Origin of the sequence: Psychroserpens ponticola (assembly GCF_023556315.2) — a bacterium.
In the GTDB taxonomy this organism is placed as follows: domain Bacteria; phylum Bacteroidota; class Bacteroidia; order Flavobacteriales; family Flavobacteriaceae; genus Psychroserpens; species Psychroserpens ponticola.
The window spans coordinates 3,163,427-3,175,382 of sequence record NZ_CP116221.1; the positions used below are offsets into that span (position 1 = coordinate 3,163,427).

At 33.5% G+C, this 11,956-nt stretch carries 9 protein-coding genes; all 9 read right to left on the bottom strand.

Annotated elements, in window-relative coordinates; genetic code table 11:
- Positions 1-57: 57 nt before the first annotated feature.
- Complete coding sequence (gene ftsA / locus MUN68_RS13940) at positions 58-1,392, bottom strand: cell division protein FtsA (protein ID WP_249993925.1); 1,335 nt, start codon at positions 1,390-1,392, stop codon at positions 58-60.
- A gap of 3 nt (positions 1,393-1,395) precedes the next feature.
- Entirely contained in the window at positions 1,396-2,007 is a 612-nt protein-coding gene (locus tag MUN68_RS13945) for a cell division protein FtsQ/DivIB (RefSeq protein WP_249993923.1), read from the bottom strand.
- A 97-nt stretch (positions 2,008-2,104) separates the two neighbouring features.
- Entirely contained in the window at positions 2,105-3,457 is a 1,353-nt protein-coding gene (murC, locus tag MUN68_RS13950; protein WP_249993921.1) for a UDP-N-acetylmuramate--L-alanine ligase, read from the bottom strand.
- Positions 3,458-4,552, bottom strand: a complete 1,095-nt coding sequence (gene murG, locus MUN68_RS13955; RefSeq protein WP_249993919.1) for an undecaprenyldiphospho-muramoylpentapeptide beta-N-acetylglucosaminyltransferase — start codon at positions 4,550-4,552, stop codon at positions 3,458-3,460.
- Entirely contained in the window at positions 4,552-5,745 is a 1,194-nt protein-coding gene (locus MUN68_RS13960) for an FtsW/RodA/SpoVE family cell cycle protein (protein ID WP_249993917.1), read from the bottom strand. The genes murG and MUN68_RS13960 overlap by 1 nt, the downstream gene beginning before the upstream one ends.
- Positions 5,746-5,854: 109 nt before the next feature.
- Positions 5,855-7,192, bottom strand: coding sequence for a UDP-N-acetylmuramoyl-L-alanine--D-glutamate ligase (gene murD / locus MUN68_RS13965; RefSeq protein ID WP_249993915.1), 1,338 nt, complete (start codon positions 7,190-7,192; stop codon positions 5,855-5,857).
- Between the two features lie 48 nt (positions 7,193-7,240).
- Positions 7,241-8,482, bottom strand: coding sequence for a phospho-N-acetylmuramoyl-pentapeptide-transferase (mraY, locus tag MUN68_RS13970; RefSeq protein ID WP_249993912.1), 1,242 nt, complete (start codon positions 8,480-8,482; stop codon positions 7,241-7,243).
- 8 nt (positions 8,483-8,490) lie between these two features.
- Positions 8,491-9,954, bottom strand: coding sequence for a UDP-N-acetylmuramoyl-L-alanyl-D-glutamate--2,6-diaminopimelate ligase (locus tag MUN68_RS13975; protein WP_249993910.1), 1,464 nt, complete (start codon positions 9,952-9,954; stop codon positions 8,491-8,493).
- Positions 9,954-11,897, bottom strand: coding sequence for a penicillin-binding protein (locus tag MUN68_RS13980; protein WP_249993968.1), 1,944 nt, complete (start codon positions 11,895-11,897; stop codon positions 9,954-9,956). The genes MUN68_RS13975 and MUN68_RS13980 overlap by 1 nt, the downstream gene beginning before the upstream one ends.
- Positions 11,898-11,956 lie beyond the last annotated feature (59 nt).

Sequence of the window (11,956 nt, forward strand, 5' to 3'; positions counted from 1 at the left end):
TTTACTGGTTGTTGTTTTGTACTTAATATGTTTTATTCAATAGATTTATTTCTCTGATTACTCAGCGTTGTCTAAAAAATCTTTGACACGCTCAGTCAATTTATCTAAAAACGATTTACGTTCTTTTTTTGGTTGCTGAATACGTTCTTCTTCATGTGTAATTTGCTCTTCGGAATGCTCTTCCATAGCAAGTTCCATTTCTTCTACTTCTTTCTCTACGCGTTTTCGTTCTTGACGCTTTAAGCCATCCATTACTAATCCAACAGCTGTTGCAAATAAAGGACTTGCAATATCATCATCACTGTCTCCAGCTAAATGCTCATTAGGATAGCCAATTCTAGTATCCATTCCTGTTATGTATTCTACTAATTGCTTTAAGTGTTTTAATTGGCTTCCACCACCTGTTAAAACAATACCTGCAATTAATTTCTTTTTTTGTTCTTCGTGACCATAATTTTTGATCTCTACATAAACTTGTTCTACGATTTCTACGACTCTTGCGTGTATAATTTTAGACAAATTCTTTAAAGTAATCTCTTTAGGCTCACGACCACGTAAACCAGGAATAGATACAATTTCGTTGTCTTTATTTTCTCCTGGCCATGCTGAACCAAATTTTATTTTTAACAATTCAGCTTGCTTTTCAATTATAGAGCAACCTTCTTTTATGTCTTCAGTAACCACATTTCCTCCAAAAGGAATCACTGCTGTATGGCGAATAATTCCATCTTTAAAAACAGCTAAATCTGTTGTTCCTCCTCCTATATCAATCAAAGCTACTCCTGCTTCTTTTTCTTCTTGACTTAACACTGCATTTGCTGATGCTAAAGGTTCTAATGTGATGCCTTCTAATTCTAAACCAGAACTTTTTACACAACGACCAATATTTCTAATCGACGATACTTGTCCGACAACGACATGGAAGTTCGCTTCTAATCGTCCACCATACATCCCAATTGGTTCTTTAATTTCTGGTTGACCATCAATTTTATATTCTTGAGGAAGGACATGAATAATCTCTTCACCAGGCAACATTACTAATTTGTGCACTTGATTGATTAATCTATCAATATCTTCTTCGTCTATAACGACTTCAGAATTTGCTCTAGTGATATAATCACTATGTTGCAAACTTCTAATATGCTGACCAGCTATACCAACAGTGACATCTTCAATTTTCATTCCTGCTTCTGCTTCTGCTTCTTGAACAGCTTGCTGAATCGACTGTATTGTTTGTGTAATATTATTTACGACACCTCTATGCACGCCTAAGCTTTTGGATTTACCAATACCCAAAATTTCTGCCTTTCCATATTCATTCTTACGACCAATCATAGCCACAATTTTTGTGGTTCCGATGTCTAATCCTACTGAAATTTTATTGTTCTCCATCACTTATTTTTTGGTGCAAATAACTTGCTTATCAAACTTTAAATTCACAACACTATAACTATCTAATGTTTTATCTTTTATAGCCTTTAAATAAAACGCTTTTAGGTTATTAATTTTTTTATCTAATAGATTTAAACGTCCTAAATGCACATTAAAATCGGCATTACGCAATCTCAAATCAATAGATTGATCTTCATTTTGATGAATCTCAACAACGTGCTTTTTCAAAAACGCATCCGATTTAACTTTTTGAGCTATAGTGAATACATTTGATAAATTATTTTTTTCAATTACTCCAGTTACTAAAGGCACACGAGCTGTGTAATTTGTTGATAAAGGCATAAACGAACCTTGCTCATCAATGTAATAGGAGGCATTTGTACTTACTCTTGCTATAGGTTTTTTTTGTTCAATATTAGCAGTGATAGAGCCTTCAACACTCATAAACACTTGCGCTTGCTTAATCATTGGATTGGAATTCAGGGCAGTTTCCAACGCGTTCAAATCTATAATATCTTTAGGCTTATTCGCAACACTCTCCTGATTTTGTATTAACAATTTACTAACATTCTCTTGTGTTACAAACAGGTTATCATCACCAACAAATTGTATCATTGGAGCATTCACTGTTCTAATAGAATTTCTAAACGATGAAAACACGTATAGAAAACCAACTAGTAGCACTAATAATAAGACCTTTATGTGATTATAATTAACTCGCAATACTTAATGCTTTTTTAATATGTTTTACCTCTTCTCCAATATCTCCTGCTCCAATAGTTAAAATAACGTGAGCCGAAGATTCTTTTATATGTTGAATTAATTCCGTTTTTTGAATTAATTTTTTATGTTCATTGTTAATTTTATTTAAAAGCCATTCTGAAGTCACACCTTCTAATGGTAATTCTCTTGCTGGATAAATGTCTAACAAAATAACCTCATCAAAACGTGATAAACTCTTAGCAAAATCGTCTACAAAATCTTTTGTTCTACTGAATAAATGCGGCTGAAAAATAGCTAATACTTTTTTATTTGGGTACATTTCTCTAACAGCTTGATGAACTGCATTTATTTCTTCTGGATGATGTGCATAATCATCAATAAACACTAAATTTTCACTTTTAATCTGGTACGTAAATCTACGCTTCACTCCTTTATAGGATGCTAAAGCTTTGGCGAGCTGTGGTTTAGGGATTCCGTATTCTACAGTCATCGCCAAGGCAATTAAAGCATTCGACAGATTGTGTCTACCAGGTAGGCTAAATTTAAAATCTTCGAGCAGCTCATTTGGTGTTTTTACATCAAATACATAGCTACCATTTATTATTTTTATGTTTTGTACAGAATAATCTGAATCGTCTTCGATGCCATAAGTAATCCCTTGTATTGGCAATCCACTTTTAACGAACAGTTTTCCGTTTGGTTTAATTTTATTTGAAAAATCTTCAAAAGATTTCACTAATTCTGAAGCATCTCCATAAATATCCAAATGATCAGGATCCATAGACGTAATGCATGCATAATCTGGAGATAAGGTTAAAAAGGAACGATCAAATTCATCAGCTTCAACAACTGTGACATCAGTTCCATTAAGGATAAGGTTAGAATTGTAGTTTTCACTAATTCCGCCTAAAAATGCGGTAACTTTAACATCACATGCGTTGAGCAAATGACCTAAAATACTTGTTGTTGTTGTTTTTCCATGCGTACCTGCAACTGCCAAACAAAACGTTTGTCTTGTAATTTCCCCTAGAACAGCTGAACGTTTTAAAACCTCAAACCCATTTGAATCGAAATAATTTAACTCCTTGTGACTTTTAGGAATTGCTGGAGTATAAACAATAAGCGTATCATCATTTCTTAAAAATACTTCATTAATTTGCTCTACATTATCTTCAAAATGAATAGAAACACCTAAATCTACTAGTGTATTCGTAATATCAGTTTTAGTTTTATCATAACCACCAACCGTTAACCCTTTAGCTACAAAATAACGTGCTAAAGCACTCATACCAATGCCTCCAATACCTATAAAATAAACGCTATTTATATGTTTTAAACTCATTTATTGCTTCAACAGTTTTTCTACTTCGTTTGCGATATCTTTTGTTGCATTTACCAATGCCAACCCTTTTATATTCTGACTTAAATCTTCTCTTTTCTCTGCTGATTTTAACACCTCGGAAAACCCATTCTCAAATTGATCATCTAAATCACTTTCCTTAATCAAAATCGCTGCACCTTTATCTGCTATTGATTTAGCATTTTTGGTTTGATGATCTTCAGCGACATTTGGAGATGGTATAAAAATCACAGGTTTTCCTACGACACACAGTTCAGACACCGAACTCGCTCCAGCTCTTGAAATAATAATATCTGCTGCAGCATAAGCCATATCCATATTATTCAAAAAGGCGTGAACTTGCACATGATCTAACTTGTTATACTTCTTATACTGCTGATAGTACAGTTTCCCACATTGCCAAATCAACTGTACATTTAGCGACATGAAATACTCCAACTTGCTTTCTATTAATTCATTGATTCGTCTTGCACCTAAACTTCCTCCTAAAATCAAAAGCGTGTGCTTACTATGTATTAATGTAAACGCATCTTTTCCTTGAATATGCTTATCTCCAACATTTAATAAGTCTTTACGAATTGGATTTCCTGTCACTATTATTTTTTCCTTAGGAAAGAATTTTTCAAGACCTTCATAAGCGACACATATAGTGTTCACCTTTTTTCCTAATAGCTTATTTGTAATTCCTGGATATGAATTTTGCTCTTGAATTAAACTAGGAATTCCTTTTGAAGATGCAACTTTCAATAATGGACCACTAGCAAAACCTCCTGTTCCAATTGCCACATCAGGATTAAACGTATTGATGATTTTTCTTGAACGCAATAAACTAACGATTAATTTAAATGGAAACATAAGGTTTTTCAACGTCAGTTTACGCTGAAGCCCTGAAATCCATAAACCTTCAATATCATAACCTGCTTCAGGAACTTTTTCCATTTCCATGCGATCAGAAGCACCAACAAATAAAAACTGAGCATCTGGAAAGCGAGATTTTAATTCATTTGCAATAGCGATTGCAGGATAGATATGACCTCCTGTTCCTCCACCAGACAATATAATTTTATAGTGACTCATTAAATTGTTTCGCTTAATATTTCAAGCGGATTATCTTCATTAATTTCTTGTTCTTTTATTTCTTCACGCTTTGCGCTTACACTTAAAATTATTCCGATAGCTAAACAGGTCATCCAAATAGATGTTCCTCCACTACTTATTAATGGTAAGGTCTGTCCTGTTACTGGGAATAATTCTACCGCAACAGCCATATTTATCAATGCCTGAAATACAATAGGCAAACCAACACCTAACACTAACAACTTACCGAAAATCGTATCCGACTTTTGAGATACGATTACAATTCTAAACAACAGCCAAGAGTACATTATCAATAAAAAAAAGCCTCCAATTAATCCATATTCTTCTATAATTATTGCGAAAATAAAATCTGATGACGATTGAGGCAACACATTTTTCTGTGTACTTTTACCTGGACCTTTTCCAGGAATTCCACCTGAAGCAATAGCTATTTTAGCATTTTCAATTTGATAATCCCCTTCGGTATCTTCGCCATTTGAAAAATTTTCAATTCTACTTATCCATGTATCAACACGATTTGGCATCGCATCTGGGAATGCTTTTGCAATCAAAACAAAAAGAGACAACGCAACAATACCTGTACCTATAATTACAGCCAAATATTTTATTGGATAGCCGCCAATAAATGCCAGCATCATAATCATGAGAAACATAATAGCAGTTGTAGAAAAATTTGCAGGTAATATGAGTATTAAAATCAAAAATACTGGAGCCCAAAGTGGCAAGAGTGTCTCTGTAAATGTTACTTTTCTGTCTTGAATTTTCGATAAATATCTAGCCACATACACCATTAAAACAACCGCAGCCAAAGTTGATGTTTGAAATGACATACCTACAAACGGAATTTGTATCCAACGGCTTGCGTTTGCGCCATCGATGGTCGTTCCTTGAAACATTGTAACAATAAGTAACACAATTACAATAGGAATCATAATCATTGACAATCCTCTGAAATATCGATATGGAATTTTGTGCACTCCATACATAATTGCAAATCCTAAAAACAAATGCATGAAATGCTTAATAAAAAACCCGAAGGTATTTCCTGAACCTCCGACATAAGCTAAATTACTTGCAGCACTATACACAGGAAGAAATGAGAAAACTGCCAATAAAGCAGCAATTGCCCAAATTAATCGATCTCCTTTTATGTTTTTAAATAGTGTTTGCACTTTTTTATCACTTATATTAATATTTGTCTTTTTATTCAGAGTAAAGCGAAGAATCTCAATATTTATAGATTCTACAATAGTTCCTCATTTTGAATGACAAACTACTTTTTTATAAATTTCTCACAGCATCTTTAAATTGACGTCCTCTATCTTCATAGTTTTCAAACAAATCAAAGCTTGCACAAGCAGGCGATAACAATACATTCTCACCAGCTTCTGCAATTTTATATGCAATTTTTACAGCTTCACTCATATATTGAGTTTCAACAATCACATCAACCATATGTCCAAAATTAGCCATGAGTTTCTCATTATCAACTCCTAAACAAATAATTGCTTTTACCTTTTCATTCACAAACTGAAACAACTCCTGGTAATCATTACCTTTATCTTGTCCACCAACAATCCAAACTGTTGGAGCATCCATACTTTCCAATGCGTAATAAGTTGCATTAACATTAGTTGCTTTTGAATCATTTATGTATTGCACTTTATTAATCTTGAGTACATTTTCCAGACGATGCTCAACACCTTGAAAGTTTTCTAAACTCTCACGAATGGTTTGTTTTCTTATTTTTAATAAGTGCGCTACTGTTGAAGCAGCCATTGCATTTTTAACGTTGTGCTTACCCTCTAATGCTAGATTTTTTGTTGGCATAATTATCTGGTTATTATCTATTGTTATTTTAATATTGTCTTTGTCTAAATACGCTCCATTTTCAATTTGTTTTGTTAATGAAAACGGCAATAATGTGGATTGAATAGGATGTTGCATTAACCACGACTCGATGACTTCATCATCTGCATCATAGATGAAATAATCCTCTTTAGCTTGGTTTTTTATTATTCTGAATTTTGAAGCGATGTAATTTTCAAAAACGTAATCATATCGATCTAAATGGTCTGGTGTGACATTAAGTAAAACTGCTATTTTTGGTTTAAACTCTATAATATCATCCAACTGAAAACTGCTAATCTCCAACACATAGTTTGGATAATTTTCTTCTAATATTTGCTTAGCGAAACTATCACCAATATTGCCTGCCAATCCAACATTTAATTCTTGCTTTAACAAGTGATGTGTTAGACTCGCAGTTGTTGTTTTACCATTACTACCAGTAATTGCAATTAAAGTAGCTTTGGTAAAATTTGACGCAAACTCAATTTCTGAAACGACCTTAATTCCTTTTGCTCTAATCTGTTTTATTAGAACCACTTTATCGGGAATTCCAGGACTTTTCATTATTATGTCTGCATTTAAGATTTTAGCCTCTGTATGCTGTCCATCTTCAAATTCAATCTCATTATGTATAAGAACTTTTTTGTACTTTTCTTTTATTATTCCTTTATCTGAAACAAAAACTTCATATCCTTTATCTTTCCCAAGAAGCGCTGTACCTACTCCACTTTCTCCTCCTCCAAGAATTATTAATCTTTGTTTCTTCATTTTATTCAATACCTACTAGGTTTTAAAAACTTTTCAGGAAAATTCAAATTATCTAATTTTCAATGTCACAATAGTTAGTATGGCAAGTAAAATGCCAACAATCCAAAAACGCGTTACAATTTTGCTTTCGTGATATCCTGATTTTTGATAATGGTGATGTAATGGCGACATTTTAAATATGCGTCGACCTTCACCATGCTTCTTTCGTGTGTATTTAAACCAACTCACTTGCATGACGACGGATAAATTCTCTGCTAAGAAAATTCCACATAACAACGGAATTAACCATTCTTTTCTAACAGCAATGGCAATAACTGCTATAATTCCGCCAATTGTCAAACTCCCTGTATCTCCCATAAACACTTGAGCTGGATACGTATTGTACCACAAAAACCCAATTAATGCACCAACGAACGCAGCGATATATATGGTGATTTCCTCTACTCTTGGGATGTACATAATGTTGAGATAATCTGAAAAAATGATGTTACCAGAAACCCAAGCAAAAATCCCTAATGTGAGTACAATTATGGCAGATGTTCCTGCCGCTAAACCATCAATTCCATCAGTGAGATTTGCGCCATTAGAAACTGCAGTTATAATAAAAATCACAACTATGATAAAAATCAACCAAGAGTATTTTTCCAAATCAGGATGGATCCATGTTACTAAATCTGAATAATTGAATTCGTTGTTTTTTACAAACGGAATTGTAGTTTTAGTCGATTGTTCTTCGACTTGAAACAATTTAAAAGGTGAAATGTTTGGATCTTCAGCAAGCAATTCTTGTTGTTGTTCTATCGGAAGTTTTTCCCTTATAGTTACATCGTTATGGAAAAACAATGTCACTCCAACTATAATCCCTAAGCCAATTTGCCCAAGAACTTTAAAACGTCCTTTTAGACCTTCTTTATCATTTTTAAACTTCTTTATATAGTCATCAATAAATCCGATGACTCCCATCCAAACTGTTGTAACAATTAGTAAAATGATGTATATATTCGCTAATTTTGCTAATAACAATACAGGAATTAAGGTCGCAAGAATTATAATGATTCCACCCATTGTTGGTGTTCCAGCTTTTTGAGCCTGACCTTCTAAACCAAGATCTCTAATGGTTTCTCCTACTTGTTGTTTTTGTAAAAAACGAATGATTCGTTTTCCATACACAATGGAAATAAGCAACGACAAAATCATTGCAATAGCAGCTCTAAATGTTAGAAACCCAAAGAGACTAGCTCCAGGAAACTGAAACTGTTTTTCTAAATATTCGAATAGGTAATATAACATTGGTTAATTTATTTCTGTAACTGCTTTAAACATTCTTGCACTATTTGGTAATCATCAAAATCGAAGCGTTCACCATTAATTTCTTGATACGTTTCGTGTCCTTTTCCAGCTATTAAAATGATATCATTTGAATTCGCCATTTGACAAGCGGTTTTAATTGCTTGTTTTCTATCTGAGATTGAAATTACTTTCTTAAAGTTTTGAGGTTCAACACCTTTTTCTATACCTTCAATAATTACTTCAGGTTTTTCACTTCTTGGATTATCACTAGTAAAAATCACTTTATTACTTAATGCTGAAGCAATGTGTCCCATTTTTGGACGCTTGGTTTTATCTCTATCTCCACCACAACCAACAACAGTAATCAACGCTTCGTTTTTAGTACGAATGCTATTTATAGTTTCTAATACATTTTTAAGTGCGTCAGGCGTATGTGCATAATCTACGATAGCAGTAATTTTTTCATCTGAAATCATATATTGGAATCGACCACTTACACTTTCCAACTCACTAATCAACCTTAAGATTTCAACTTTTTCAAGACCTAATAACTCAGCAGTTCCATAAATTGCTGCTACATTATAAGCATTAAAATCCCCTATTAGTCTCGTCCACAATTCGCTTTCATTAAGCTTCAAAAGCAGGCCACTTAATTCATTTTCGAGAACTTGAGCTTTATAATCAGCATATGTTTTTAATGCATATGAATACTGTTTAGCCTTTGTATTTTGCAACATCACTACCCCATTTTTATCATCAATATTCACAAGTGCAAAAGCTTGTTTTGGTAAGTGATCAAAAAATGATTTCTTGACGTCTCTATATTCAGCAAACGTGCTATGATAATCTAAATGATCGTGAGATAAGTTAGTAAAGACACCACCTTCAAATTGTAATCCTTCAGAACGTTTTTGGTGAATTCCATGTGAACTCACTTCCATGAAACAAAATTCAACACCAGCATCATTCATTAACTTTAGATATTTATTTATGGTTATAGAATCTGGAGTTGTGTGTGTTGCTTTATATTCGGTATTATCTACCATAATTTTAACTGTAGATAATAAGCCAACTTTATAACCTGCTTTTTTAAACAGCTGATATAAAAGTGTTGTCACTGTTGTCTTTCCGTTAGTTCCAGTAACACCAATTAATCTCAAGTTACTTGATGGATTATCATAATAATTTGAAGCCATATAAGCTAAAGCACTACTTGTATCTTCAACTTCTATATAGGTAATTCCATTTTGTATATCATCAGGAAGTGTTTCGCAAACGACAGCAATAGCACCTAAACTTAATGCCTTTTGAATATAATCATGACCATCGACAGTAGCACCTTTTATAGCTACAAAGACATCTCCTTTTGAAACAGCTCGTGAATCAAAATGAATGTTATTTATAGCAACACTAGTGCTTCCAACCACTGCATTGATAGTAACCTTATATAATATGTCTTTTAATTCTGCCATTAAATATTTAACACAACAACTTGGTTAGACGTTACTTTTACCCCTTTGGTTATTGATTGATTTTTAACAACTCCAACACCTTGTAGCTTCACTTTTAATCCCATATTTTCTAATAAAGCCAATGCGTCCATCGTTGGCAATCCAACAACATTTGGCATTATCGTTTTATATGTATTTGCAATATCATAATAAGCTTCAAAAGAGGTATTAACCTCATTATTTACGACTTCTAATGACTCTACTTCATCTATCAAAGGTGTTTCTGTATATATTTTTTGTGCAATTCTTTTAAACACAGGGCCAGACACATCAGCACCATAAAACCCAACTTTAGTACTTGGTTTATGAATCACAACGATGCAAGAATATTTAGGGTTATCTACTGGAAAATAACCAGCGAATGATGAAATATATCTCGGATTCTCCTTCCAATCCTTCATCCAATACTCAGTTCTAGCCGTTCCTGTTTTACCTGCCATAGAGAAATTTTTAGAATACATTCGTCTACCTGTACCTCTAATCACTACATTTTTAAGTATCTCTCGTATTTCTCCTAAAGTTTTATCAGAACAAATATTTTGATGGATTATTTCTTTTTCAAACGTTTCAATTTCCCTATCAAATTCTTTAACCGATTTAATAAATCTTGGCTTTACCATTTCTCCATCATTTGCAATCGCATTGTAGAATGCTAATGTTTGCAATGGAGTCATTCTAAGATTATAACCATATGCCATTGAAGGAAGTGCATTCTTACTCCATAACTTATGACCTGGTTCAGGAATTACAGGCTGCCCTTCTCCAATAATAGAAATACCTAGCGGCTCATTTAATCGCCAACTTTTTAAACGGTTAATAAGCTTTTTGGGTTTTTCAGAATAATGTTCATCTACAATAGTTGCTAAACCAATATTTGAAGACACTTCTAAAGCTCTAGCTGCAGAAATTTCACCATAACCTCTTGAATCTGTAATCGTTCTTCCATAGAAACGTTTTGAACCTCGCTTCGTATCAATAATTGTAGATGTATCAATCACTTTATCTTCTAAAGCAGCCATTAATGCCATGACTTTAAAAGTAGAACCAGGCTCATGACTTTCTCCAACAGCATAATTTAAACGCTCATAGTACTTTCCGTTTTTATTTCTTCCAAGGTTTGAAATCGCTTTGATTTCTCCAGTTTTCACATCCATAACCACTGCACAACCATGTTCAGCCTCATATTTTTCTAGTTGACCTAATAAAGAATGATGAGCGATATCTTGAATATTGACATCAATCGTTGTATACACGTCGTAACCATCTTGAGGATCCACTTGATTATAATCTACAATAGGTTTCCATTGTCCGTTGCCAATTTTCTGTTTCAATCTAGAACCATTAACACCTCTTAAATATTTAACTCCAAAAGCACCATCGATTCCTGGACGTGTTACATTTCCGTTTTCATCTTCCCTTTCATACCCAATGGTTCGCTCAGCAATTCCTCCCATTGGATGCTCTCGTCTTGTTGTTTGCTCTACGATAAGTCCTCCTTTAATTGCACCCAGCTCCAGCATTGGAAAATTTCTCAATCTGATGTAATCTGAATAACTAATATTTCTGGCTAAAAGGAAATATCTATTTTTATTAGATCTCGCTTTTGTGATAGAATTTTGATAATAGCTTGAAGTTTTATCTGTATATTTTGCTAAAGAATCTGACAACGGCTTTATATATTTATTAAACGTAGCCTGTTTCGGTTGAATAGCATCAAATCTGATATCATATTTAGGAATTGACGTTGCCAACAGACTTCCATCGGCAGAATACACATTACCTCTATTCGCTGGAATGTCATGATTTTTAACGGTTCGTTCTTGAGCAAGTGCTCTATACTCATCACCTTGAACAAACTGAATGGTACACAATTTAAAAACAACAGCCAAAGCGAAGACAAACATACATCCAGCTATGAAATACAATCTGTTTAATATGTTAGTTTCGGTTGTTGCCACTTAAT

Coding starts and splice junctions, on each gene's coding strand:
- MUN68_RS13980 (WP_249993968.1), bottom strand. CDS start 11,897: ATGTTTGTCTTCGCTTTGGCTGTTGTTTTTAAATTGTGTACCATTCAG.
- murC (WP_249993921.1), bottom strand. CDS start 3,457: ATGAGTTTAAAACATATAAATAGCGTTTATTTTATAGGTATTGGAGGC.
- ftsA (WP_249993925.1), bottom strand. CDS start 1,392: ATGGAGAACAATAAAATTTCAGTAGGATTAGACATCGGAACCACAAAA.
- MUN68_RS13945 (WP_249993923.1), bottom strand. CDS start 2,007: ATGATACAATTTGTTGGTGATGATAACCTGTTTGTAACACAAGAGAAT.
- murG (WP_249993919.1), bottom strand. CDS start 4,552: ATGAGTCACTATAAAATTATATTGTCTGGTGGAGGAACAGGAGGTCAT.
- murD (WP_249993915.1), bottom strand. CDS start 7,192: ATGAAGAAACAAAGATTAATAATTCTTGGAGGAGGAGAAAGTGGAGTA.
- mraY (WP_249993912.1), bottom strand. CDS start 8,482: ATGTTATATTACCTATTCGAATATTTAGAAAAACAGTTTCAGTTTCCT.
- MUN68_RS13975 (WP_249993910.1), bottom strand. CDS start 9,954: ATGGCAGAATTAAAAGACATATTATATAAGGTTACTATCAATGCAGTG.